Raw genomic sequence first — 26,967 nt, forward strand, 5'->3', positions numbered from 1 at the left:
CACTGCACCGTCGTGGGTGGCTAAGGCTAAACGCCTGTGTATCTGGTACAGGCATATCTGATAGAATGGTCAGTTTGGACCATTATTCTGAATTGAAAAGCTCATGCCTTCTCCAATCCAAACGCGCGTTGTTTCGCTTGAGACGCTGCCGGAACTATTACCAACGTTTCTGCAGAACCTTTCGATCGCACGCGGGCAGATCATCGTCGATCAGCTTCACAATATGGTCGATAGCGGGAAAGCGGACGGCATCGACTTGGTCGTGGCGTACGAAGAGCGCGACGGAATCGAGGTCGATATCGCTGCCGCGATCGCGATTTCATTTCAAGGCAGTGACTCGGCAACGCTGCTGCACGCAACTCAGTTTCAATCGGAATCGCCCAACGCGAACCTGATTGAAGCGGTTCGGTTTCATTTAGACAAACTCCTCACGTTGCGTGGGATGCGGTTTGTTCAATGGGCAAGCGATGTAGACGATTTCTCCGAAGCCGCCGAATTGTGGCGCGAAGCAATGGGGTTCGAGTGGGCTGCGGACTTGGACTATTTAAGTGTTTCGATTGATCCGAAATCAAAACGGGATTCCCCTCAACGGATTCGGCTCGAGCCAACTCGGTGGTTGATGGGATCGATGATCAATGAAGACGACTTTGCGAGGATTGTCGATCAAACCTACATCGACACGCTCGATTGTCCAGCGCTGCTGAACTTTCGCACCGCAGAGCAAACGATCGCGTCGTATCAACAGAGTGGCGCCTTTGCCCCCCACCTGTGGTTCACGTTGCACCGCGCGGAGGCCCCGACGGACTCAGCGGACACCCCCCCCATCGGAGTGCTGGTTTTGGCGATGCATGGGACCAAAGTGGCTGAATTGGTTTACATGGGTGTGGTGCCGGCAGCGCGCGGCATGTCGCTTGGTAAGGAGGTGATCCAATCGGTGATCGAAACGGTCCAAACCGCGGGTGCGTCGAGACTCATTTTAGCGGTCGACCAACAGAACGTTTACGCGCGCCGCCTGTACGATGCGTTTGGTCTGAAATGCATGCTTCGGGAATCCGTCGCGGTAAAAAATTTGTGATGGGCATGTGAAAACATGAACTGACTAAAAACGGTTCAAATGGTGATTTCCTCCCCAACGCCCCCGCTAAACCCTTGTCCTAGATGGACTTAGAAACTCGCCCGAGACATGAAGTTCGTGTTGAGATTTCGTTACCAACATATTTTCCACCAAGCTATCAAGTTGAGCGGCGTCCATGACGGTCAGACAAGCCTTGTGCGAGGATGCCGTATTGTGGTCTTTTTTGGGTTGTATGGACGCCCAAGGAAGCTCCCGAAGAAAACTTTTCCGAGAAGCCGCTGAACCATTTGACTTGCTTGCTAGCAATCATAGAATCTGCGTCTCGCTTGTAGGGAAAAGTCGCGTCGAAAAAGGGCGTGTGAATGAATCCAAGTATGAGCGAGAGTTGTTTCAAGCATGGGAAGGCACTGTCGCCACCCAGCGGAGCTAGGTTGGTCTTTCCATTAAGCCCACGATCCATCGCCAACATCTTCTCGGCGAAACGTGGCATAATGGTTTGCTCGCGAAATATCCATGAAGGAGGATTGCGCTACCGTTATGTCTGCATCGCAAGGCTGCATCGATGACACGGCTGTCGTCGAAAAATTCAAGGAAGCTTTGAAAGAGCGTATCGGTGCAGACCGGTTTCAGATGTGGTTTCACCACGGCGTTTCGTTCTCGCTGCAATCAGCATCATCTGCGGCGATGGAATCCGAGGCGCCCCCATCACCCACGTCGACGTGCATGGTCGAGTCTGCTGTAACGTCGGATACTGCTGTGACGATGGATTCTGCTGTGACGTTGGAGACGGACGGTACCAGTGCCCTCGAATACTCACACGACGAGTCGCCCTCGCGGATTGTCGTATTGGTGAGTGGCCAATTCGCGCTTGATCGACTCAAGCAAAACTTCATGCAACCGATTCGCGCTGCTGCGGCTCAAGTCTTCGGTACTTCGCTCGGCGTTGCTTTGGAACTTCAACACCAACAAGCGGTTCAATCGGAACTGCCTCTTCAGAGTGAATCCGATGAGTTTGCGGACGCGGATGAATTTGATCCGGCCGCTGTGGCAGAGTACAACGCCGCGAAAAAATTGGCTGCGAAAACGCGAACGCGTACTTCCCAACGAAACCGCGGAAACGCCAAATCGCTATCGTCGCTTGTGAGTGACGGTGCAGGCACCACCCGCAAACCGACCAAACGTCGGCGCGAACCGTGTGCCGGGCAACCATCGTTACCGAACTTTGGCGGGGAAGCGCAAGGCAGCCAAAATCAAGCCACCGGAAAACAAGCGATTGGTTCCGGTAGTAGCCACCAATCAAACAAACCGATGTCTGCCGCTGCGGCCCTGCGGGCGACGATGACATTAAAGACATTTGTTGGCGGCCAATGTAACCAACTCGCTCACACCGCCGCGATGATGGCATGCCAAAGTCCCTCGACCGCGACGCCACTGTTTTTGTATGGCCCCTCGGGCATCGGCAAATCGCATTTGATCAACGCCATCGCGGACCAATTTCGTCGCGGACATCGGATGCGCCGTGTCGTGCAAATTTCGGGCGAAAAGTTTACCAATGATTTCTGCAAATCGGTCGGCGGCACTGGGTTGCCTGAATTCCGCAAACGCTACCGCGATGTTGACGCACTTTTGATCGATGATGTGCAATTCCTGAGTTCCAAGAGTGCAACGCTTCGCGAAATGCTTTATACCGTCGAAGCGTTGATCGAAGCTGGTCGCCCGATTGTCTTTTCGGCCAACCAAGCACCATCGGAAATCGAAGGTTTGTCGCGAGAGTTGATCGGACGGATGGCAAGCGGTTTGGTTTGTCCGATGCATTCACTCGACAACGCCACTCGCGGAACTGTGCTTCGCGGATTGATTAGCGAACGCTGTTCGGTCGAGTGGCCTGAAGCGACCATCACGGAAGTCAATTCACAATTAGCCGGCGATGGGCGGGTGCTCAGTGGTGTGGTGAATTTGGTCGCAACGCTGCAGAAAATGCTCTCACGAATGCCGTCAATGGACGAGATTCGCCAATTTGGTGGCGACTTATTGCGAACCAGTCAACCAACGGTAACGCTCACCTCGATCGAACGAGCGGTGTGCGAAGCGTTTAGCTTGCCTGCGGATGAGCTGCGGGGCACGTCACAGGCTCGAGCGATTTGTGAACCTCGTATGTTGGCGATGTATTTATCGCGTCAAATGACTTCTTCGGCCTACGCTCAAATTGCTGGCCATTTCGGGGGCCGGTCGCACTCCACCGCGATTGCTGCTGAACGAAACGTCAACAAATGGCTGGCGGAAGGAAAATCGATCGGCCGCGGAGCCGCAGCGATTTCGGCCCGCGAAGCGATCCACCGGCTCGAAACACTGCTCCGAACCGGCTAAACGGGCCCCTCAAACGAATCGGCCCCTTTCAACATTTACGGTTGCACATCGGCCAATTGGTCGATCAAATGGGTTCTCAATCATGGACGAGCGATTGATCCCCGAACCGCTTCCCAACCAACGACTCCTTATTCCACGATACTCCACGGATCGGACTGATGAAATCTGACGACCAACCTTATCGAAACGGCAAAAAGAAGAAGCGTGAGGTGAGCGCTAGCGAGATTTTGCAGCGACAACCACCGTTTGATCTTGAGGCGGAAATGGGAATCCTAGGCAGTATCTTGCTGCTACCGATTGTCTGTGACGACATCGCCAGCTTGCTGCCCGACGACTTCTACGACGAAGCAAACAAGAAGATCTACGAACATCTTCGCGAGATGCACGACCAGGGCGAAAAGATCGACATCACGCTACTCGTTTCGCGGCTTCGAACCGCCGGTGATTACGAAAAGGTTGGCGGCGCGCCTTACTTAGCACGACTCAGTGGCGCCGTCCCTAACGCCGCTCACGCCGTCTATTACGCTGGGATCGTTACCGAAAAAGCGGTCTATCGAAAATTGATCGAATCAAGCACCGAGATCCTCCGTGACTCGTACGATCAAGCAAGCGACGCGAGAGAATTGTGCGCCCAAGCGGAACAAAAAGTGTTCGCGATCATGGACGGGCGCAGCGGCAATTCGGTCAGCAGTTTGAATGACGTGCTGCATCAGGCGATGGACCGCATGGAAGCTCGCATGAGCGGCGAACATACCGATGGAGGTTGCGAAACGGGCTTCACCGATTTTGATTCGATGACCGGTGGACTGCACAACGGTGAATTGATCATCTTGGCTGCTCGGCCGTCGATGGGTAAAACGGCCCTGGCGATGAACATTGGCGAAGAAGCGTCGATTGTTCAACGAACCCCCGTCTTGTTCGTTTCACTCGAAATGTCAGGAATCGAGTTGGCCGACCGTATGTTGTGTTCGCTGGCACGAGTCAACGGCCATAAACTTCGCAATGGAACGATTTCGTCCGACGACCGCGAACGACTGATTGGCAAAGCGAACGAAATTAGCGAGGCGCCGCTGTTCGTGGATGACTCACCAAGCCGAACGGTCAGCGAAATTGCTGCGGGTGCTCGGCGGATCAAACGTCGCGAAGGAAGCTTAGGGCTGATCGTGATTGACTATCTGCAACTCATTGAACCCGATAACTCGCGTGACCCGCGTCAGGAGCAGGTCGCAAAGATCGCCCGACGTTTGAAGGGATTGGCTCGTGAGTTGGAAGTGCCGCTACTCTGCTTGTCACAACTGAACCGACAAGCCGAAGACAGCAAAGATCACCGTCCACGGTTGAGCCATTTGCGAGAATCGGGTGCGATTGAGCAGGATGCCGATGTTGTGATGTTTGTGCACCGTGAAGAGTATTACCATCGCGGCGAAGAGAAGGCACAATATGCAGGTCAAGCCGAAATCATCATTGCGAAACAACGTAACGGGCCGATTGGTGATGTGGCGCTAACCTGGGAAGGCGATTTCACAAAGTTCAGCGACCGAGCCCCTGACCGCCACAGCGAATTCGACGACTACGCCGAATTCAACAGTCCCGCTGGATTTTAGTATCTGGGTTTCTGTATGCGGTCATCGTTGGTTTTCGGAAATCGAGATGGGCCAATCGGCTGGTCGCTGCGTGCGGCGCGACTTCTGCACATCCTTCCGTAGGGTAACGTCCATTCATGTTTGCCTACACATACCAATGTGACCGTTGCAACCAAACGGAATCGTATCGCTCGGCGATCGGCTATTATCGCCTCTCGGACGGCACCGACATTCCTCGCTGTGAACAACCCGCATGGTGCAACGACTGTAACGCACTGCGATCCGCAGAACGGCTCCCAGATCTTCAGCGTCTCACAGAGATTGTTGCTGACTTGGAAACCACCGGGCTTTCCGAACACGACATTGAGAACGCGAAATTGATGAAGCAAGACGTTTCCGACTATCTTGCTGAAAGCCTTTTCCGATCCCATGCATTGATGCGTTGGCGAACTGCCCGCCAATCTCCGCCGCGTTGCCTCGATTGTGAATCGACGAATCTGTTACTGCTCAATCCCCACATCGAACAGGCACTCGATTCGTTCCCCCATCTCGACTGTAATGGTACGTTCCATCTTTCGGATACTTGGCATGGTAGCCAAGCGTCCTATCAGGTGCTGGACGCCGAGGGACGACACCTCCATGACGATTCGTCGGCCGAGAAACGCTTTCGATCGTAGCGATAGGGCAATCGCGGCCAAAGTTGCAGCCCAGACTTGATATTTCAAAATCGGGTTTGCAGCTTCGGTTACAATGTGGGATGTCCGTCCACTGCCTACCAATCTACTGCCTACCAATCTACTGCCTACCAATCTACTGCCTACCAAACTGTCTCGCGGGTTCATCATGAGTGACACCATCGATCGGCTTTCAAGTTTCAGATTGTGCCTTCGGATCACGCTTGTCGTCTGCCTTCTTTCAACGAACACGTTGGCAGTGGAACCGTGCCGCATTGAGGTTGTGGATCAAAGCAACGGATGGCCAGTTCCGATGGTCGAACTTGAAACGACGAATCATATTCGATTCGTCACCGACAACGCCGGATTAGTTGCATTTGATTTACCCGAGCTCATGAACACGCCAACTTGGTTGCATGTGCGAGGCCATGGGTACTCCGTCGCACCGGATGGATTCGGATTTCGCGGCGTTCGCATTATTCCTGTTCCTGGAAAGACATTTCGCATCGAAGTCCAGCGAGAACTTGCCGCCAAACGCCTCGGACGCTTGACGGGCGGTGGCCTGTTTAGCGAGAGCCAAAAGTTGGGCGAAGCAAACGACTGGAGAGAACAAAACTTGCTCGGCTGTGACAGTGTCCAGAACGCGATTTTCAACGAAAAACTATTCTGGCTGTGGGGCGATACAACGCTGGCGGGCTACCCACTAGGCCGCTTCCATTCAATCGCTGCCACTACCGCGCAAACTCCGTTACCGTCCCTTGTTCCACCCATTGGACTACGATTTGATTACTTCAACGATGATCAAGGGACGCCTCGCGATATCGCTCGCATGCCTGGCGACGGTCCGACTTGGTTGTTCGGAATGGTTAGTTTGCCGGACCAAAACGGCCAACACCGCCTAGGCGCAACTTACTCGAAGATCAAAGGCCCGCTGACCGAATACGAAAAAGGGCTTTGCGTTTGGAATGAGCAAACCGAGCAATTTGATCGCCACCGCGTGATTTGGAAAATGTCCGAGCAAGACCCCTCGTCTCCGTTAATGCCGCACGGGCACAGCGTCTTTTGGACGGACCAACATGGCGAGCAGTGGGTTTTGTTTGGAGATCCATTTCCCACAATTCGTTGTCGTGCGACGTTTGAAGATTGGTCCACACCCAAGCGGTGGGAATCGATCGACACCACCAAGACGGTCGAAATGGCGAATTCAAAGCAAACCATCCGGCCGCATCGCGGGGCCATTGCGTTTAACGCCTATCGCGATTGTTGGGTAACCATTTTTACCCAAACATCGGGCAATCGATCCGAGCTTGGAGAAATATGGTATGCCGAATCAACGTCGCCCATGGGACCTTGGTCCGCTGCGATCAAAGTCGTTACACACGACAAGTACACCTTCTACAACCCCCAGATCCACGCTGAATGGGTAGACAAAAACTCGCCCGTTCTACTCTTCGAAGGCACCTACACTTCGACGTTCTCCAAAGCCAAAACGCCAACCCCGCGTTATGACTACAACCAAATACTATACCGATTGGACCTGGACACACTGCGGAATTCGAAAGACGCTCCCTAACACAATCGCGCTAACACAATCGATGAAATCAAAATGACAATCGATCGGCTCTAGGACCGTGCGCAGATGAATCCGCGTTGGACCTGCAAAGCTTCGCAGCAACGCTCACTTCATTCTTGACCGTTGCCGACTCTCCATTCCAGCACTCCGCCGGAAAAGCCGGGTTGCAATTTCACTTGAATGCGAATTGCGGTCGTTTCGACGGGTTCAAACGATGTTCGATTCCACTGGTCCGCGACGACCGGCGACATGTCAGATGCGTTAACCGGCTTCCACTGCTCGCCGTCACGAACCAGTACCGTCCATGATTCGGGAATACGACATTCTCCGATCCCGGTGTCATCGAACCAATAGACTTCGACTTGGGAAACACGACGTTGTTCTGGAAATACATACTGCACCCACTCGCTGGTCCCGCGGTGATCCCACCATGTGAATCTTGGAATGCTGCGATCCGCCGATTGGTTGGGAACTAAGCCATCATCGATCGCATCGCACGAATCGCCTTGGTAGACGTGGGACGCCGATATTTCAAAAGTCGACTTGTGTGGTTTGGGTGGCTCAACCCAAGTTTCTGCATCGGCCCCCTCGCCGATAACGGGAAAGGCAGAAATCCGAAGTCGTGCCGCACCCATTGGAACCAGTGTGACCGTTTCCGTCGGTTGGTCGGATCGAACCGGGCTGTCTTGTAACACCGCACATAATCCATGTTGGTCGATCGTCCACTGAGGAATCGGCTTGGCACGAGCGGAAAGAGTGATCGGAGCGGAATCGATGGTAAACGGAAAATCATCTTCTGGCCATTCGTGATGTTCAAACTTGAACGACTTCTCGACATTGTCCTTGTCGAGAACCAAGCCGTAGTTCCATGATGTCGTTGGATGAATTTCGAACGACGGCCACTGTGACGTATCCACTCCGGCTTGCCAATGCGAATCACCAATCGCCGTTTCCACACTGCTTTTCTTGACGTATTGCTCACCAATTTTGAGTGAGAACGTCAGCGGCCCATAATCGACACTGACACTATCGTGGTTTCGTTTCCACGTTCTTAGCGAAACGCTCATCGGCAGTTGCAGAGTCACAGTATCACCATCGTTCCATTGTCGATTCACTCGCAAGTATCGCCCACGGGAAGCCGATGTTTCCTCTTGCTTGCCATTGATCGTTAAATGGGCGTCCTTGCACCAAGATGGAACACGAAGATAAAGCGGGAAAGTTGTCGATTGTTCCGAATGGAACTCAAACACGATCGTATCTTCGAACGGGTACTTGGTTGTTTCAGTGAAGCGGACTGGAACACCCTCGGCGACTTTGACATTCACTTCACCGGCGCTGTACATCGACGCACAAACGCCGTTGTCCGGGGTGGCCATCCAGAGGTGTTTGGCAAAATACGGCCAACCGTGCGAATGATTGTGTTGGCAACATCGCGAGCTGAACGGATTCATCATCAAGAAGGGGCCTCGGTTTTCGATCCCTGGCGAATGGTTTTCGGCGTCACTTAAAACCATGTTCGGCGCGGTCAAGTAGCGCAGAGCTCGGAAATCAGGCATGACCGCAGCCGGATAGCTATTGAACGCGACGTCCTCACAGTGATCCGCCCAAAACGGGTCACCACTGATTTGCATCATGATTGCGTCGGAAAGCATTTGCTCGACGAAGCCACACGTCTCAGTTGCTTGCCGAGGATCATCGAACCCAGGCCGACTGTTTTCATCACCGCCGAACATGCCTCCGGGAACTTGCCCGAATCGTTTGCGAATCTCGTGAAAATTGTTATAGGCCGCCTGCAAATCATTGGGATCAAGTGACTGTAAATAGTAAGTTGCCGGCTCGCGAAAACACTCAGCGATGTTGACATTGTGCCAATTGGGTAATGTGCCTTTGAGCCTCCAATCGGCCGTACAACGATGTATCTTTTCGGCAACCTTCAATAGCTCGGCATTACCGGTTCGATTGTACAGCCAATAGATGCTCTGCAGGTTATCGCCGCCTCGCATGCGTTGCCAATATCCAGTCAGCATTTGGTCGTCGGGCACGGTCAATTGGTACTCAAAATACCTCGTCATTAAATCCAACACACGATCGTCGGGTTGCCCTGCTGCAACGCTATGCTCGTAGTAAGATTGCAGACAAAAAAGCATCACCATGTTGGCCCAGTAATCTCGGTTGCCATCACCAAGACGTTGTTGGGGACCGAAATCGCCATTGGGCCGTTGGCTTGCCAAAGTGCCCTCAATCCAAATCTGGCTTTCTGCGATCATGTCGGCATCGTCAAAAAGGTAGGCCAATTCGATGTAGCCTTTGAGCCAGTAAGGCAGCTCTTCCCATCCGTATTGGCCACGGCCGTCTTTGCTCAACCATGCGTTGTCTTCTTTCTGTAACCAAGCACTGATCTTTCCAAGATTCCCAGTCAATCCTTTGCGTTGGCGATCTAGCATTTCCCGAAGCCATCCAGCAGGCTTAACCGAACCGGGCGGCAAACTAATGAAGCGACTGGGCGCTAGCGGTGCTCGGTTACCAACGTAGGAAACATTGCTAACCGATGCGTTGTTAGGGGAATCGGTGGTGAAAAATGGGGCATCCACAACGCTTGTATCCGCTCGCAGAAGCGATGGAGCAAGCAGAACAACTGCGATACCTGTTGAAAAAACAACCGCTATCCGGGATGCAATCATGGGAAAGAAACTCAGTCGCGTTCTCGACGTGGCAATCATGTTGCTGTGCTTTTGGTGCTTGGTGGGAAAAAGGTGGGGAAGATACACAATCCTATTGGATAAGCTCCACCGGAGTATCGGTGACAACAAACACATTTTCCATGGCATTTCACGCAATTCAAACGCCATTTTGCGCATCAAACGGTGTCGCGACGTAACATGCTCCGACCGCAGTTAACATCGATTAAGCTTTCGCGGACCTACCACGGTTGTCACATCCTTCCGCTCAATCACAAACACTCAAAAAGGATTGTCCAGACACCGCCAAAACGGGACGTTGCGTCGATGCATTGACTCTCTCGATGAGCCTTCAATAACGTGGTCACGGGATCAACACGTGGTTGTCGTAGTTAATGCACACTATGATGGATGAGCCGTTCAATTGAAAACGGGATTCGGTGTCGCGGACCCCGCCACCACAACAGGACGACCCCACACAATAAAAAGTGAAAACGACGCAATACTTTGGCAATGACTTAACAAACCAGCCCTTACAACAAGGTTTGAAAGCTCACCAAATCGTTTTACTGCGTCCCTCATCAACGGATAACAAATGACACATTCAAACCATTACAAACCTCTCGCCATTGATTTGCCGCGAATGTGTATTGGGTTGTGCATCCCGTTACTCCTTACGGTTAGTGGTTGCAGCGTCGAACCGGCGAAGCCATCACCCACAAAAACGACGGCGGAAACTGCAAAAAGCGAGGCAGAACATTTTGAAACCAAGATCGAGAATTTCTGCGGCGCGTGCCACGGTGTTCCGCGGCCTAGCAGTTTCCCCAAAGATGCTTGGGCAGAGGAAGTCAACCAAGGATTTCGGCTGTTCCTAAACTCGGGGCGAACGGACCTGGATCCTCCCACTCCCCAAGGCGCTGTGCTTGAATATTATCAAGACAACGCACCTGAGACATTGGTGCTTGAACGCCCCCAACACAGCGACACTCCCATGTCCGTGAGTTTCCATCGTCAAGACATACCAATTCTGATAGATGACGCTGCTGTGTCGGTTGCAACTGTTCGTTGGCTGCCTGAGTCGTCGGGCGAAGTAAAAGTAACGAAGAAAGAGGCTGGCATTCTGCTCTGCGATATGGCCAGGGGCCACCTGATGCATATTCCCATGGGTTCGAAAATGGATGGTTCGACGACCGATCACGTCCAACTCGATGCCAAATTGCTCGAAACCTTTCACAACATCGCATCGGTTGAACCGACCGACTTGGACCGAGATTCAAAACTCGATTATCTCCTTGCAGACCTTGGTTCGTACGCACCCAGCGACCATAGTAAAGGGAAAGTTTATTGGCTTCACCAAAATTCCGATGGCGAATGGGTGAAGCAAATCCTACTTCATCGCGTGGGACGAGTCGCATTCGTTAAAGCGGCCGATTTTGATGGTGACCAAAAAACGGACATCGTGGTCTCGGAGTTCGGTTGGCGGAAAACCGGCAGCGTGATATTCCTACGCAACCAAACCACGGATCCTGACAAACCGAAGTTCGCGAAGGAAACCATTGACGAACGCTCAGGCGCAATTCAGATCCATACGTGCGATCTCAACAACGACGGCCATCTCGATTTTGTCACCGTACTGAGCCAAGAACATGAACTTGTTATGGGGTACCTCAACGATGGCAAAGGCCATTTCAAACCGCAGTTGATCTGGGCAGCCGATTTTCCATCCTATGGTTCCAACGGAGTCGAGCTTGTCGACTTAGATGACGATGGCGACCTCGACATCCTGTATACCAACGGTGACGCATTTGATGACAATTTCCTCAAGCCGTACTTCGCGATCCAATGGCTTGAAAATCGCGGAACGTATCCCTACACACACCATCCTATCGCGACCATGCCCGGTGTTCATCGCGCTCTTCCCGCCGACTTTGATGGGGACGGCGACCTCGACATTATCGCCTGTGCATTGCTGCCAACCCTGATCAAAAACCGAACCGATTTTTCGTTGGACAGTGTCGTTTTCCTGGAAAACGTCGAAGGCCAATACATGCGGCACTCGTTGGAAAAAGAGACTCTAAACCACGGGTCACTCGACGTTGGCGACTTTGATGGCGATGGCGATCTCGATTTTGCAACAGGGGAGTTTTGGCCCCTTTCGAAGGAACGATCGGTCTCGATTTGGTGGAACGATTTGCAGGCGAAGCAACCCCATGCCCAAGAGGCAAGCAAGTGAGGTCGCTGTCGCTCGATTAGCTGTCGTTCTTTTGCCAGAACGGCGCATCCACCGATGGATGGGCCGCTCGAAACGATGAAACGCCCTATTTAGCAGGGGCGTAACTGTCAAAACCAAAGTCAATGAATTGGCCGCCCGAGGTTTGTCGAACGTGAACGGCAACGACATTGGTCCCCGAATGCAACAAGGAAGCTGGCACCTCGTAGACTTCGTAGCCTGTGGTGTAACCGCCAAGTGAGATTGCAGCCTTGCCATTGATGAAAACGTCGGCGTCTTCGTCATGCCAGATTCGAAGTCCAATTTTGCTGGGCACATCCCCGCTTATTTCAACGGTTCTTCGAACCCAAATCTCAGGCGTAGCCCAACGGGTTTTGCTGAGAGTCTCCGTTCCTAACCCGCCATTGGCCTCTTTCCATTGTGCGACGGAATAGTCGGATGCATACCAATCGCCCGTCGGTTGCGACGTCACGTAGTGATAGATCGTTTCCGCCTTTTCGCTAGTTGGGACCAACGTGATCGTTTTAGGCGGAACCGGCATCGGCGCCCAATTCGAAGCATCGGTTTGGTTTCGCGACGCATACTTGGACCAAACATTGGAATCGTAAAGCATCTTCAGGAACACGCCCCCAACAACGGGCCGAGCATCAAAGCCGCGTTTTTCGGCCGTTGAAGTGAAGTACCAATCGGTCATCGGTGTTCGCTGGGGCGTTGCACTGAGGAATCGATGAACGGGCAACATCAACGCATCAAAGTCCTCTCGGTTTTCCGTCAACGTTGCGGTCCACATCACCCAATCAAGTTTTGTATAGTCCGATCGGCTGTCCAAAGGCAATCCAAACTCGTTTTGACTTTTGCGATAAAACGCCATTTCCGTTTCCACCACTTCATCAGGAAACAACCCGAGATCCAAAATACGGTCCCAAACAAGGTTATATTTTTGGCTCCATGTTCCCGGTTGGTCAAACGCCAGGACGTAGTGATCGCCATCGCGAGCAGTCTTGATCCATTGGCTTGCATACTGTCTTGCGACACGACGGTATTCCGTTGCCTCGGCCTCTAACCCACGTATATCACAAAGCATCGCGTAACACCCAAGCCCCATGATCGCTTTGGCACTCAAGTTGACGTTGTGGGCCATGTGCCCGGCGAAGTCGTCGGTACAGAGTTGATTATCAGGATCGAACCCTTTCTCCTTTAAGTAGTCTGCCCATTGGCTGAGTTGTGGCCAATACAGTTCCGCGAAATCCGCGTTGCCTTCGATCTTTGCAAGAGCACCAAACAGGGCAAGCATGTTGCCCGATTCCTCGACCGGCATTTGGCCGTCTTCACTGGTTTCTCCCCCACCGTATCGTTGACCATTGGCCTTGGGATAGGTTCCCAAATCGTGCGGTGCGTAGGGAAATTTCCAGCGATCCGAAGCAGCGTAGTTCATGAAAGGAACCAACACCGATTTCGTCATCGCTGGGCCAAACAACAAGAATTGGGGCATCATCGGATAGAAAACGTCCGAAGTCGCAATGCAACCGTTGGAGTGATTTTCTTTGGAAAATTGCAGCGGTTGGCCGTTCTCGTCAGCGACGAATTTGCCTGCCGCCAAGCATTGACGATACGCGAGAGCACAAATATCCGCGTACTCTTGCCCACCCGCAGCAACACAGTCGGCCATCAATTCGCGATCGAACGTGTCGCAACGTTGTTCCAGTGTATCGTGTTCACTAATCGCTGCGACAATCAAATCATCAGCTTCCCAACCGTCTTTGCGCCAATACGGTCGCAACCGCTTTTTCATGTACTCGATCGAGTACAAATCATCGTAAGCGATCAAGGCGTAACGTGACACGGGATTGTCGCCGACGTTGCCGAGTGACATGGCTACCGACGCAACCACTTGACCTGCATCCGTTGGAAATTCCGTTGCCGGTGCAACCAAGGCCTTCACGCCCGCTTTTCCGAACGCTTGACGCAGTGTCGGAGCGTCACCCAATGCCGTGACGGGAGAGTATTCATTGGCCGCGACAAGGTATAGGTATCCCCAATCGATTCGCAAATCGTCGCCGGATCGACCTAGAATGCGTTGGCTATCGGTACCGAGCTTCAGCGCCTTTGCATTGGCAAATGATTCGGTCGAGCCAGAGACCTGCTGATCGAGCACATCGGTAGCCAATTCGCCCCCGGCGTCGACATAGAATTCCACGTCGTGCTGCTTCGAGTCATTGGACTTAACGCTGCAATTAACGTAAGTGGTTGGGCGACTCAGGATGGAGATGTCTTCGGGCAACCCAGGCGTCGTAAATATGAGTGTGACGTCAACTCCCGCGCCGGCGAAGGTGTAAATCGATCGAGTCGGCAAAACTTGCACCGAAAGTTGTTCCATCGTGGCGATCGTTTGCGGTGCGGCACCCATCAAACGATAGGCAGTCCCATCGACGCGAACGATGGCTCCGAGACGTTGAGTCGTTCCAGTCCAGTGTGTGGTTTCCGTTTCCCAAAGTTTATCGGCTTGCGACCAAACGCTGAAATAGGGATCACAGGCAATCAGTGGAACCGCAGGCGGCCGAAAACCGGTTTCAGAAGTTTCCGCCCCAAATGCTTGGGATTGACAAAAAGTCACAAGACTTAGCGTCGTAAAAAAGAGAGAGTACAGAGTTTTCATTGAAGTCAAAACCGTTGTAAAGGGAGTGAATTTTTGTTGGAAACAGGGGCTACATCTCGTAACGGCCTGAGCACCGCCCACCATGGGACATATTTGCACCGCTCGGCGCACTGGGCACGCCGCTTAGCGAAACGATGTAGCGAAAAACTTTCATCACAGCCAATCGCAAAGGACGTGGCTGTGACAAATCCGTGTCTTTGAAGAAGACGCTGGTCAGATTATGGCGTGAATAGAACCTCATGCATTTGCTTGAGTTCCTCCGGTGCGATCTTTTCGACCTTGCGATCGTAACTGATCAAGCCGTTGATCTCGCCTTCCACGTCAGTCGTTTGGGTGTACACGCCTCCGGCAATACCCTTGTGCCGAAGCTCATTGAGGATATCGAGGGATTTGAGATAGCGATCGCGATACTCGGCTTTCGATTTCGGCAGTCCGCCGTATCCCCAATTATCACGTTCGGCGTCCCACAAATGACCTGGAACGGGGTAGCCATGACCACCGAATTCGCCAACCACTTTGATGAAGTCATCGAAACGCTTCGCATCGAGCGGGAAGCCCGGATTGGGATAGGCATGTTGGTCGGCGATGTCGCCCACCGGCCAAAAATTTCCGCCGCTGGCAACATTGACCAACCGTGAAGGGTCACGATTCGAAGTCCATTTGCCAACTTCGACCGTGCGATGTTGTCCCCACGCTTCGTTAAATGGAACCCACACAACGATCGAAGGATGACTCTCCAAATTATCAATCATGCGTTCCAGTTCAATCATATACTGAGCGTGATTTTCATCAGACCAGTCGGCGTCAACCGGATTGGGTTCAAGGTGAGTCCAAGGTGGTCCTTGACCTCCGCTGACTTGATCCTGCCACAACATCATGCCTAGTCGGTCACAGTGATAGTAGTATCGACGGGGTTCGACTTTGATGTGTTTGCGGATCATGTTAAAACCCGCATCCTTGAGCCACTGGATGTCAAACAACATCCCTTCGTCCGATGGTGGCGTTAGCAACCCGTCGGGCCACCAACCTTGATCGAGCGGGCCCCAGTGAAAAATCGGTTCGCCATTTAGCGTCATCCGCCAATGACCATCCGCATCACGTGTCTTTCCGACGCTTCGAATTCCGGCATAGGAATTGACTTCATCAAGCACGTTGCCTGCGTCATCCAGTACTGAGACCTCAAGGGTATAGAGATGAGGAGACTGAGGCGACCAAAGCTTTGCATCATCCACTTGAGCGGAAATTTCGCCGATGGCGGCCTCCTTCTCAACCACGGTCCTATCACCGTCTTTCACGACCAAACGCAGTTGTTTCGCCGACGCCGAACCTTCCAGTTCAGGATCCAAATGGATCGTGCCGGTTTGTGGATCGGTTGAAATCGTCAGATCCGTCAAATACGTCTCGTTGACTTGTTCAAGCCAAACCGTTTGCCAGATTCCGGAAACCTGCGTGTAAAAGATTCCGCCAGGATTGATCACCTGCTTGCCACGTAATTGCCATGCTTCGGTATCGTCTTCGACACGAACCATTAATTCATTTTTGCCGTCTTTCAAAGCGTCCGTAACATCAAACGAAAACGGTGTGTTGCCGCCTTGATGTCTTCCAACGGAGGTGCCGTTCACAAAGACTTCGCATTGGTAGTCGACGGCTTCAAAATTAAGCACAGTGCGTTGCTTTAGTTGTTTCGTCGCATCGAAATTGCGTCGGTACCAAAGTGCTTCGCGTGCATCAAGCATTCGCTGGACGCCGCCGAGTTTGGATTCCAAACAGAATGGAACCAAAATTTCCCCGTCCCACTTCGATGGAACGTCGGTTTGATTTTCGCGAGTGACGGCGTAATCCCACATGCCATTTAAATTGGTCCAATTGTCACGAGCCATTTGAGGCCGAGGGTACTCGGTCCACGCATTATCGGCAGTGAGATCGCTGCCCCACGTCGTGATCAATTCGGACTTAAATGGTGGAATCGGCGGTAACGGTGGCACATTGTCTGCATCGACTACGTGGATGCCGATGTACTGCCCCCCATCGTCTTGGTGGCAATGAACTGCCAGCAGGTTTTTCCCCTGCTTAAACGCACTACGATGTTCGTCGGCGACGGGGACCAACTCGTAATTGCTGGTCCAACCCTCGATCGCCGCGATCTGTTTTCCATTGACCGACACTTCGACTTCGTCGTCATGATGCATCAACAAGCCGAGGTTTTCAGGGATCGAGTCGAGCGAGAATGATCCACGAATCCAAATATCGTCGGTATCCCAAGTCGTCCCGACTCGCGCACCTGGGGTCCTGCGGGTTCCGAAACCGCCCTCGCCTTGGTACCAATCGCTGTCGTCAAAATCGGACTGCTGCCATCCGTTGGCGGGTTGTTCGGTGGTGAAACGCCAAAGTTGAGTCGACAAGACATTCTCAGCGTTTGCATGGCGAGACATGCCAACGGAAACGAAGGCGACCAGCAGCACCACGGCTCGCTGAATCAAAGAAGGCTGCATTTTGTTAAGTTTCATTTTCATCGTGAAGGGAAGTTCCATCAGAGGTGGACAAGGAAGGTTTTAGGAGGGAGTTAGCGTGACAAACCCGGCGTCCGAGATCAAAGTTCAAGTCGATCAAAGGGACTCGACCCGGAGCCAAAGGGACTCGATCCGGAGCCAAAGGGACTCGATCCGGCGCGGACCGAATGAAAACAGTAGTCGGTCGAAAATGACGACGATACAGATGACGCTCGGCCAGCCGCAAAGTTGCTACACACGGTGGCATTACAAAAACCGATTCAAGTTAGGTGGGGGGCATATTCGTTTCCTTCAAGGACCAAAGGACGTATTAGGGTGAAGTTACGGTGATGACGAACTAGGTTCGATGGTGACCGCCATTACCACCGGTGCCGATTGATCGGTACCTTTGATGAAATCGATTGTCTCGATTTTCTCACTTCGTTTCGGTTCAATCTTCAAATAGCGAAGTTGTTGACCCTGAGGAAAACCAAAAGCAAATTCGCTCTCAGGAACATCATTGCGACGCACGTAATCGGCGAAGTGGACACCATTGAGCAATTCATGATCTTCGGATCTTCCGTCGGCATAGCGAAAGCGGACAATCATTGAAACGGTCGGTTCGGTATCGAAGGGATATCCCCAACCGGCGACTCCACTAAGCAGATGAATGGCCTTTGCCCCCGCATTGCACGGCAACGAAACTTCCTTTGGCATCCGTGAAGCTAAAGGGCCGTTGGGGCTATGCAACAAGATCAAATTTGGACGTGATTCGCCATGTGGGTCGGCCAATTGAAACGGAACGCCGTTGAATTGCTTGGGTCCCCAATCCGGGAACACAAACCGATCCGGACCATCGTCATGAAACAACCCTTTGGTGCTGATGGCGTTCGCGTAACGGCCGATTGAAATCGGAACGTACCGGCTCTTGAATGTCAGAAATTCCAACAAATCGGTCATGCCATCCACACTGATCGACCCTTCATAACCTTCGGGCATCAAGGACTTGGGTGACATGACCCATTCCTCAATTCCTTCTCGTAGCACATTTTGCTTCACTCCCGCCGAATCGACTAATTCAATCGCCGTCTTCGATTCTGATTGAAGCATCCCCGTTAAGACCATGCCATCGTCCGTCAAAACCGTGTAAGTCCGAAAATTACCCTCCACCGTTCGACTGGGATCAAGGATATGAATTAACAATTCACTCTTTGGACTAAGGGCCATCCCAGTCAGATCGGGGCCGATCCGGACGCCCAATTCGCCGTGCACATGGCATTTGGCGCATTCATCCATAAAGACTCGTTGACCTTTCATTCGGTCGCCGGAATGTTGCGTGGACATCTGGTATCGATCAAGGACGATCTTGCGGTCATAAGTTGGCAACGTCCCTTCTAAATTCAACAGACGCTCAGCCAACTGCCGAATGGTTTCGTCGGGATGCGCTATCAAAGCCTGTTGTTGCTCAAGCGTTAGTGTGTCAAGCAAAATGTCACCCTCTATTGCGGCACGCAGCATGACCATCGTTAACGGAGGACGTTTAAGCATCAAAGAAAACGCAGCCTGTTTGACCGATGGAGTCAACGCTCCGAGCCGTCCGATGAGTTCGTCACCAAGCCCATCCCAACGACATCCTTCCAAAGCATTGATCAAGCCGATGGCGACGGATGGCGAGGTGCGTGGCGTGACTTCGTCGAGCAGACTGACGACGACTTCGCGATCGCTGCTAACAAAATCAATGGCTTTCACGGCAGCGGCAATACGCTGCTCATCGGGCATCGTCTGATCATGAACCGTGCGGAGCATACCGTCGATCAATTCTTGCCCATAGCGTGAAAACTTATTACTGCCCCATCCAGTGGCAAGTTTGATCAGCCCGCCTCTTGAACCGGCAGGGATACGATCAAGAATCGATAGCAACTTAACATCGGTCATGACGTCAAGTTTGACAGCAGACTCGTGACCCGATGCCGCCAAAAAACCGTCGATGACCGCACTCAAGATCGGCGGATCCACAGCATTCAAATTCGCTAACAACAGGGCTTGGTCGTTTGCGTCATCACCGTGAGCATGATGCTCGGCAACACGACGGATGATTTCCAAGGCGGCCTCAGGCAACTTCGTTTGATTCGCCAAGGAACGCAAAACCGAGCTACTATATTGTGCCGCTGCACTGGTTAATGCATCGGGAATCCAGCGGTCCGTCATATCCGTATGACTTAGCATCATGCCCATTAGCTCCTCACCGGCCCGATCTCTTGCCATTCGCCCATCGGCCGCCTTGGTCGCTTCACTGGAGGCCAAATCCGACAATGCCAACAATGCGGCCAAACGCACGACGCGATTGGGATCCCTTAGTAAATTACTGTTGAAGATCTCAGCGACCGACTGCGTGCGCGTTGGCAACACCTGTGCTGCGACACGGCGAACACCCGCCGACGGATGCTTGAGCGCCCGGTAAACCGCACGATTTGATGCGTCATGCGAACCATCAAGAAGCCCCAAGCCGTGAAGTGTCCACAGTGCATGAATGGCACCTACGTTCAACCCAATGGCATCGGTAGTATGATTGTCAACTAAATCGATCAACGAATCGGTAATGTCCCGCACGCCTCGCTCGACAAGCAAACGTTGGGCATGTTTGCGAACAAGCATGGTTGGATGAGCGAGTGAGGCAACCCGCTGCTTGACCGTTGCACGCTCCAAATCCGGCACTTTTGAGGAATCATTTATTCGATTAGGAGCGTGTAATGGATCAGCAACCACACGATAAATCCGTGCCAATTCCTTATCACGCAGAGTCGTTTCGTAAGCGCGTCCCTTACCCTCCTCGAAACCCTCGGCGGCCCGATTATGTTGCAGAATGTAGTTGTACCAATCAATGACCCAAACTTGGCCATCTGGACCAACTTCGGCCATTGTCGGCGAAGTCCATTCATCGTCACTCGCAAGCAAGTTAAACGGATTCGTGGAACGAAAATCGCTACCACGCTGTTTCAAAACAAACGCGCCGGACAAGTGCCCGGTGGGACCATTGACAAATGCAACACGATTCCAGTACTCCTCGGGGTACGCGCGAGCCGTATATAACGCATGCCCCGTTGCGGACGTGTAACCGCCTTGCCAATCCACCTGACGAACTTTGTCCGTAATTGGGGAAAAGTCACTCGTGTCGGCAATCGAAGACAATGTGAGCGAGGGCATCCAACCGCGGACCCGTTCGTAATACCGATTGGCAATCGGCATGTAGACGCTCGGGTTTCCATTGGCCGTCGAACCAAAGACAAGCCCTTCTTCGCTAAACCCCAATCCCCATGTGTTGTTGTTGGTTGACCGAATAAATTCAATCTCCGATCCATCCGGGCGCATCCGAAAGAACCCCATGCGGAACGATTCTTGCGGCTCACCGTTGGCGATCGGCTGCGAGTAGTTGTAACCCTGCGTACCCCAAATCCAATTATCGTGGCCATACTGAAAGTTACTCACCCCCGCATGGGTATCTTCCATGTTCCAATTCGAAACTAGCACGCTGCGAACATCGGCACGTCCGTCTCCGTTAGTATCCTGTAAAAACAGCGTTTGCGTGCCGTTTTGCACGATTGCCCCGCCACGCGAAAATGCGATAGCACTTGGAATGCTTAGATTGTCGGCAAACAGCGTAAACTTATCCGCCCGGCCATCCTTATCGGTGTCCTCGCAAATACGAATCCGGTCATTACCGAAACCATCTTCGTGAAGCTCATTGGGATAGTCCTCGGTTTCAGCAACCCACAATCGCCCCGATGCGTCCCATGCCATGCAAATGGGTTTGCCATGAAGATCGGGCTCCGAGGCAAACAATTCGACGTGAAATCCCTTTGGAACAACAAGATGCTTGATCGATTCTTCGGCGGGCAAAGCCTGTTGCATCGTGCTTTGCCTTTCGTCCAACGACGCAAATTCCGATGCCGAGTTGTAGACGGGAAGTTCACGTCCGACATCCACGTATTCAAACGGTTTCAAATCATTCGCCAACGAGTTCATTTCCGGAATCGGAAAAGGAGCGTCGGCGACGTAGACCCCCGCATCCTGAGGGTCTTCACCAGCAGCCCACCGGATGCCCCGCTCAACCAAGTTTTGAAATCCCGGATGAGTCCATGTTCGTTGATCGTGTCCCGACGCGGTATAAAAAACGCGACCCTTTCCGTGTGTACGAATCCAGGTCCATGGTTCGCGTCCTTCCTGGTCAACGCGGTACTCCAAAATCGTCCGATTCTTTTCGTTGAATTGATCATGCACATAGGTCTCGTCCCAACTTTCGAAACCTGCGTAACCTTTCATCACTTCGTGATCGGGTTTGTCGATCAGCGCACGAAATACACCTGAATCATGCCGCACGAATTCCGCTCCGACTAACGCACCAAACGGAGGCGCATTGCGGAAGCAAGCACTAGCACAATGCAGCGGGACAAACCCACCACCGCCGGCGACGTAACCCAACAACGCACTAAGTTGATCAGGGGAAATTTCGTCGATGTCCGCGTAGAGCAAAAACACATCGTATTGGGCGAGTGTGCCGGGATTCAAATCCGCAACACGTTCGGTATAAGTCAGTTCGATCCCCCGGCCTGAAAGCACAGAACGCAATTCGCCGAAGCGTGATTCAGGTTGATGGCTACGTCCGGGGTCCCCCAAAAACAGCACCTCCAACCCCTCAGCCATTACACACGAGAAGAAGCCACTGCTAGCACCAAACAACACAAAGGCCAATGCCCCAAAAACGAATTCTCGGAACAGCGATCGGATGCGACTCGCAATAGGGGTGGAATTCATCACGGGGTCTTAGTTATCGAGCGGGGATCGATACCCACACTCGGGAGCCATGTCTAAGAGAACAGCACACGAACAAATCACCCACACCCCCCCTAAAGGGGTTGCACCGGCAAAAAAAATAGCCCATTCTACTGCTCAAAATAATAGCTTTAGAGCATTGTCCCACTGCGCCGTTTTGGCAAAACACCAGACATTCACAGGGAAACTCGTCTGAAGCGAGGTTAGCAAGTATAGATCTGAAGCGTCTGGCGATAATGGAAAAAAGCGCATTAAAGATTCGATTTTACGTTACACTGACGGACTGACCTTTCGGCCCCCCGTTCTCAACATCTCTTTTCAGTCCGCTATGCCACCATCCGCCAAGTCTGTTGCCCTACTCATCGAAACGTCCAATGCGTATACGCGAGGCATGCTTCGGGGCATCGCTTCCTACATGCACGAAAACGAGCTTTGGAAAATTACGCTGCCTGAGCAAGAACGCGGTGCAGGTCCACCGCCTTGGCTGAGTGCTTGGCAAGGCGATGGAGTCATTGCCCGAATCGAGAACAAAGAACTTGCCAACATACTCAAACGCAAGAACATACCGATTGTGGATGTCAGCGCGGCACGAATACTGCCCGATGTTCCTTGGGTAGAAATTGACGAAATGGGGATCGGCCAAGCGGCGTTTGAACACTTTCGCGAACGAGGCTTTGAACGATTCGCTTTCTGTGGTGAACCGATCTACGACTGGTCGAGACTGAGACAAGAAGGGTTCACCCACTTTGTTGAGAAGGCAGGCTTTCCGCTTGAAATCTTCAACGATTCCCCGCGTCCGGGCCAACGCGATTCCGTGAACCAAGCAAGAAAGCGTCTTGAAGCCTGGATCCAAACGCTCCCCCAACGCACTGCGCTGCTTGCCTGTTATGACGTGAAGGCCCAACAAATCCTGGAAGCCTGTCGCCATTTAGGCATCAAGGTGCCCGAGCAAATCACGTTGCTAGGCGTCGATAACGATGAAGTGCTTTGTGATCTTTCGACGCCACCGCTATCGAGCGTCATTCCTGCGGCCAAACGCATCGGTTTCGAAGCAGCCCGACTTCTCGATACGATGATGAACGGCGGCGAAGTCGAAGAACTTTGTCATCTTATCGGACCACTGGGTGTTGAAACGCGTCAATCGACTGACATCCTTGCAGTGAAAGACGAAGACGTCGCAAATGCACTGCGTTTCATTCGGGACCACCATTGCGATGGAATCAATGTGGAAGACGTTCTCAAAGTGGTACCGCTATCCCGCCGGACACTTGAATCTCGTTTTCGGGCATGTGTGGGGCGAACGATGTATCAAGAGATTATCCGAAGTCGGATCGATCGCATTTGCCAACTTCTTCGCAGCTCCGACTTGCCAATGCGAGAAATTGCGCTACGGACTGGGTTCCAGACCGAGGAATACATGAACGTGGCATTCCGTCGCGCCAAAGGCATGCCGCCTGGGAAATTCCGCAAGCAACGCTAGACGCGGTCCGGCAATTTCAGAATGCCCCACAATTGCAGATTCGATTGTCTTTCCTATTCTTTTTGATAAAGTGCATATCCAATCGATAGCGTCAACGGCTTCGATCCCATTTTGGATTGAATCAAATAGGCAAGACTTTAGGATTTGAAGTTGAACAAAGGGCACACCCATGTGAGCGATGACGCGGTCGGAATGCGAGGCTTCGATGCATTCGCAAGGACCTTATTATCCTTGTTTTTGCTCCTACATTTGACCGGGTGCTCCGATTCGCCCCCCCCGCCGGCAACGGTTCAGACGCCGAGCAAGAATTCGTCTCCCAACAAGCTCGAACCACAGTTGGAAAGCGCCCCGGCGACGCAGACATCGAAAGAACGAATCGAACAAGCATTACAGGCGGCTTCCGACAACGATTGGCCTACTGCAAACCGAATTCTCCGCCAGCATTTACTGCTGGAACCTCAAGACGCACGGCTTCACGAATTGCTCGCTGGCGTTGCCGCGCAGCAGAGAAAAACCGAATTAGCAATTGAGCTCTATCAAGGCGTTTTGGCGATCAACGACGATGCATCCATCGCCGTCCGTGAACGACTCGCTCAATTGATGATGGCCTCGGGGCGACCGTTTGAGACAATCGCGATTGGACAAGCATTGATTGATAAGCACCCGTCGGTGATTGAACCACGGTTTGCCTTGACGGGCCTTGCATCCATGTTGGGCCTCGAAAGCATTGCGATCGAACAACTCAAGTGGCTCGCACAACACAATCACGGAGATCACGAAAGCTTGACCGTGTTGGCTCAACCGACACAGGTGGAACCCGATGGCGAATTGTGCCAGGAAGTCCTGAAGCGATACCCAAGCGATCAACGCGCTCAGTATGGATTGGCAAAACTAGACGCACTGAAAATGAAATGGCGGGAAGTCGCTGAGCGATTAGAACCCGTCATTGAGCTTCACCCTCGGTTTGTGCCGGCGTATGTCTTGTATGGCCGAGCATTGATTGAATTGGGCAAAACAGATTCGCTTGATGATTGGCGTCGTAAGGAGCCCGATGAAGCCCGGATGTCATCTGAGTATTGGGTGGTCGCTGGATTGTGGGCAGCAGGACAAAATGACCACCAAAGCGCCGCGAGAGCCTTTTGCGAGGCGGCAGTCAGAGAGGATGCGAACCACTCGGAGACGTTGACCTACTTGATCGCGTCACTTCGCCAAATCGGTCATGATGCAGAAGCCGAATTGGTCTCGGCACATAATGCAAAGCTCGCCGCGCTTCACGACGCGACCAAAACACTTTACGAACGAGAAACGCGATCGCAAAAGGTCGCAATGCAAGTTGCTGACATCATGGGACAACTAGGGCGTTCATGGGAAGCAGAAGCCTGGGCAAGATTCTCGCTCACATTGCCCGATGAGCATGTATCCAACGCACAAAAACGATACCTTGCCATTCGTGACCAACTTTCGCCCGACACACCTTGGAATGCTTCGCCGATCATTCCTGAGCTTCAGCGTCAGATAGCCGAATTGCCCGCAGTCGCGTGGACCAAGAAAAGCACGTCATCGGGCCCCCGCATCACGCGAAGCAATGCAAAGCTCCGTTTTTCGGATTCTGCCCAACAGTTGGGACTAAAACACACGACCTCGCTAGCACCAGAAACGACCAAACAAGGACATTGGATTTTCCAAAGCAATGGCGGTGGGGCGGCAGTGATCGACTTTGACTTAGATGGTTGGCCTGACTTAGCGATGGCGGACCTGAACGGACACCCCATGAAAGACGATTCCGACACGGACCGCCTTTTTCGCAACATCGCAGGATCATTCTTGGATGTCACGCGACTCACATCAATTAACGACAATGGGTTCACACAAGGAATCACCGCTGGCGACTATAACGACGACGGATTTCCCGATCTGATGATCGGCAACATCGGGCGCAATCGGATGTTTCGCAATAACGGCGACGGCACGTTTGAGGATGTGACAGAACAGGTTGGTTTGATCGGAGAACGCTGGACAACGTCCTTAGTGATCGCCGATTTCAATGCAGACGGCCATGCGGATCTGTTTGAAACCAACTATTGTGGCGGCAAGCGTCCCTTTGAAAAGGAATGCCGAAGTCGCAGCACGGGCCAATTGGTTGCCTGCACACCGATGGATTTCGAAGCCGAACCCGATCGCGTTTGGGCAGGACGAGGCGATGGAAGGTTCGCGGACGTCACCGACGATTGGATGACGCTGAGCAGCCCTGGACGAGGCCTCGGGCTGGTCGTCGGCAAACTTGACGAGTCGCCGGGGCTAGACGTTTATGTCGCAAACGACATGTCCGCAAACCATTTGTGGTCGCCCACAGGAGCCGGCAAGCAAACGTCCGACGAACTAATGCGCTTGAACGAAACTGCGACCGCACGAGGCGTCGCGGTTAGCGGACAATCATTGTCCCAAGCATCCATGGGAATCGCGGTCGGCGACCCCGACTCCGACGGCGACTTAGATTTGTTTGTTACTCATTTCGCCGAAGACCACAACACCTACTATGAACAAGTCAGCCGCGGGTTGTGGGTTGACCATTCGTATCGCGTTGGGCTGTCAGAACCATCGATTATGATGCTGGCGTTCGGAACCCAATGGGCTGACTTTGACAACGATGGCGTGGCGGAACTGATCGTCGCCAACGGGCACGTTAGCGATCTCGACCGAGAAGACGTTGCCTATCGAATGCCGCCACAATTGTTCCAACAAACCAGTGAATCAAAATGGGAAGAAATGCCAGCCAAGGAGCTAGGCGACTATTTCACCAGCAACCACTTAGGACGTGCACTGCTTACCTTGGATGCCAATCGGGACGGCTTGAATGATGTTGCAATCACCCACCTTTACGAACCGGTATCGCTGCTGATCAACCAATCAACATCGGGTTCTAAGATGCAGCCTGTAGGGCGTTCGGTAGGCCTTGTCCTTGTCGCTTCAAAAAGTCAGCGAGACGCAATTGGAGCGGAAGTACGTGCCACAGCCGGAAACCGAACAAGCTATGCTCAATTGACGGCGGGCGACGGTTACCTTAGCTCGAACCAACGCCGAATTCCGATTGGAATGGGTACGGAACCCGAGCTTCAATCCGTGACAATCGATTGGCCCTCAGGCGGCCAACAAACGTTCAAATCGCTGCTGGCAGGCCATGACTATTTGATTGCCGAGGGGGACGCCGAGCCCTTTGAATTGTTTCAACATCTGGCTGGTGAATCCGTGAAGTGACCGCTTGCCATCCAATGGGCGCCATCCAATGGGCGCCATCCAATGGGCGCCATCCAATGGGCGCCATCCAATGGGCG

Annotated in this window: 13 protein-coding genes; 8 read left to right on the plus strand and 5 right to left on the minus strand. The window is 52.7% G+C overall.

Annotated features, from left to right (window positions below):
• Nucleotides 1-103: 103 nt before the first annotated feature.
• The gene (locus CA13_RS05230) at nucleotides 104-1,075 is read left to right on the plus strand and encodes a GNAT family N-acetyltransferase (RefSeq protein ID WP_146394921.1); all 972 of its coding nucleotides are present in this window, start codon (nucleotides 104-106) and stop codon (nucleotides 1,073-1,075) included.
• Nucleotides 1,076-1,232: 157 nt separating this feature from the next.
• Here the strand turns inward: CA13_RS05230 and CA13_RS05235 are convergent, their stop codons facing one another.
• Nucleotides 1,233-1,565: a hypothetical protein gene (locus CA13_RS05235; RefSeq protein WP_146394922.1), complete on the minus strand. Its 333-nt coding sequence runs from the start codon at nucleotides 1,563-1,565 to the stop codon at nucleotides 1,233-1,235.
• A gap of 23 nt (nucleotides 1,566-1,588) precedes the next feature.
• Between CA13_RS05235 and CA13_RS05240 the strand changes: the two genes are divergently transcribed.
• The 4 genes from CA13_RS05240 to CA13_RS05255 all read left to right on the plus strand — a co-directional run bounded on the left by CA13_RS05240 (nucleotide 1,589) and on the right by CA13_RS05255 (nucleotide 7,272).
• Complete coding sequence (locus tag CA13_RS05240; protein WP_146394923.1) at nucleotides 1,589-3,442, plus strand: DnaA/Hda family protein; 1,854 nt, start codon at nucleotides 1,589-1,591, stop codon at nucleotides 3,440-3,442.
• 158 nt (nucleotides 3,443-3,600) lie between these two features.
• The gene (gene dnaB / locus CA13_RS05245; RefSeq protein WP_146394924.1) at nucleotides 3,601-5,046 is read left to right on the plus strand and encodes a replicative DNA helicase; all 1,446 of its coding nucleotides are present in this window, start codon (nucleotides 3,601-3,603) and stop codon (nucleotides 5,044-5,046) included.
• Nucleotides 5,047-5,162: 116 nt separating this feature from the next.
• On the plus strand, nucleotides 5,163-5,702 hold the full coding sequence (locus CA13_RS05250) for a hypothetical protein (protein ID WP_146394925.1): 540 nt from the start codon (nucleotides 5,163-5,165) through the stop codon (nucleotides 5,700-5,702).
• Between the two features lie 166 nt (nucleotides 5,703-5,868).
• A complete protein-coding gene (locus tag CA13_RS05255) occupies nucleotides 5,869-7,272 on the plus strand; it encodes a hypothetical protein (protein WP_419193958.1) in 1,404 nt (467 codons plus the stop codon).
• Nucleotides 7,273-7,382: 110 nt separating this feature from the next.
• On the opposite strand, the gene CA13_RS05260 is transcribed toward CA13_RS05255, so the two are convergent.
• Nucleotides 7,383-9,953, minus strand: a complete 2,571-nt coding sequence (locus CA13_RS05260) for a beta-L-arabinofuranosidase domain-containing protein (protein WP_146394926.1) — start codon at nucleotides 9,951-9,953, stop codon at nucleotides 7,383-7,385.
• Between the two features lie 592 nt (nucleotides 9,954-10,545).
• On the opposite strand from CA13_RS05260, the gene CA13_RS05265 reads away from it, so the two are divergent.
• Complete coding sequence (locus CA13_RS05265; protein WP_146394927.1) at nucleotides 10,546-12,183, plus strand: FG-GAP repeat domain-containing protein; 1,638 nt, start codon at nucleotides 10,546-10,548, stop codon at nucleotides 12,181-12,183.
• Between the two features lie 85 nt (nucleotides 12,184-12,268).
• Here CA13_RS05265 and CA13_RS05270 read toward each other — a convergent pair whose 3' ends face one another.
• From CA13_RS05270 to CA13_RS05285, 3 genes are all read right to left on the minus strand, one after another.
• Complete coding sequence (locus CA13_RS05270) at nucleotides 12,269-14,836, minus strand: glutaminase family protein (RefSeq protein WP_146394928.1); 2,568 nt, start codon at nucleotides 14,834-14,836, stop codon at nucleotides 12,269-12,271.
• A gap of 218 nt (nucleotides 14,837-15,054) precedes the next feature.
• Nucleotides 15,055-17,349: a glycoside hydrolase family 2 protein gene (locus tag CA13_RS05280; RefSeq protein WP_419193959.1), complete on the minus strand. Its 2,295-nt coding sequence runs from the start codon at nucleotides 17,347-17,349 to the stop codon at nucleotides 15,055-15,057.
• A gap of 318 nt (nucleotides 17,350-17,667) precedes the next feature.
• The gene (locus CA13_RS05285; protein ID WP_473087505.1) at nucleotides 17,668-22,026 is read right to left on the minus strand and encodes a PVC-type heme-binding CxxCH protein; all 4,359 of its coding nucleotides are present in this window, start codon (nucleotides 22,024-22,026) and stop codon (nucleotides 17,668-17,670) included.
• Nucleotides 22,027-22,483: 457 nt separating this feature from the next.
• Between CA13_RS05285 and CA13_RS05290 the strand changes: the two genes are divergently transcribed.
• Both CA13_RS05290 and CA13_RS05295 read left to right on the plus strand, forming a co-directional pair.
• Nucleotides 22,484-23,635, plus strand: coding sequence for an AraC family transcriptional regulator (locus CA13_RS05290; protein ID WP_146394931.1), 1,152 nt, complete (start codon nucleotides 22,484-22,486; stop codon nucleotides 23,633-23,635).
• A gap of 336 nt (nucleotides 23,636-23,971) precedes the next feature.
• Nucleotides 23,972-26,890 carry a CRTAC1 family protein gene (locus tag CA13_RS05295; RefSeq protein ID WP_419193960.1) on the plus strand — a complete coding sequence of 973 codons (2,919 nt, stop codon included), beginning with the start codon at nucleotides 23,972-23,974 and terminating at the stop codon, nucleotides 26,888-26,890.
• Nucleotides 26,891-26,967 lie beyond the last annotated feature (77 nt).

This window comes from Novipirellula herctigrandis, assembly GCA_007859835.1.
Taxonomy (GTDB): Bacteria; Planctomycetota; Planctomycetia; order Pirellulales; family Pirellulaceae; genus Novipirellula_A; species Novipirellula_A herctigrandis.

Coding starts and splice junctions, on each gene's coding strand:
- CA13_RS05230 (WP_146394921.1), top strand. CDS start 104: ATGCCTTCTCCAATCCAAACGCGCGTTGTTTCGCTTGAGACGCTGCCG.
- CA13_RS05235 (WP_146394922.1), bottom strand. CDS start 1,565: ATGCCACGTTTCGCCGAGAAGATGTTGGCGATGGATCGTGGGCTTAAT.
- CA13_RS05240 (WP_146394923.1), top strand. CDS start 1,589: ATGAAGGAGGATTGCGCTACCGTTATGTCTGCATCGCAAGGCTGCATC.
- dnaB (WP_146394924.1), top strand. CDS start 3,601: ATGAAATCTGACGACCAACCTTATCGAAACGGCAAAAAGAAGAAGCGT.
- CA13_RS05250 (WP_146394925.1), top strand. CDS start 5,163: ATGTTTGCCTACACATACCAATGTGACCGTTGCAACCAAACGGAATCG.
- CA13_RS05255 (WP_419193958.1), top strand. CDS start 5,869: ATGAGTGACACCATCGATCGGCTTTCAAGTTTCAGATTGTGCCTTCGG.
- CA13_RS05260 (WP_146394926.1), bottom strand. CDS start 9,953: ATGATTGCATCCCGGATAGCGGTTGTTTTTTCAACAGGTATCGCAGTT.
- CA13_RS05265 (WP_146394927.1), top strand. CDS start 10,546: ATGACACATTCAAACCATTACAAACCTCTCGCCATTGATTTGCCGCGA.
- CA13_RS05270 (WP_146394928.1), bottom strand. CDS start 14,836: ATGAAAACTCTGTACTCTCTCTTTTTTACGACGCTAAGTCTTGTGACT.
- CA13_RS05280 (WP_419193959.1), bottom strand. CDS start 17,349: ATGAAAATGAAACTTAACAAAATGCAGCCTTCTTTGATTCAGCGAGCC.
- CA13_RS05285 (WP_473087505.1), bottom strand. CDS start 22,026: ATGGCTGAGGGGTTGGAGGTGCTGTTTTTGGGGGACCCCGGACGTAGC.
- CA13_RS05290 (WP_146394931.1), top strand. CDS start 22,484: ATGCCACCATCCGCCAAGTCTGTTGCCCTACTCATCGAAACGTCCAAT.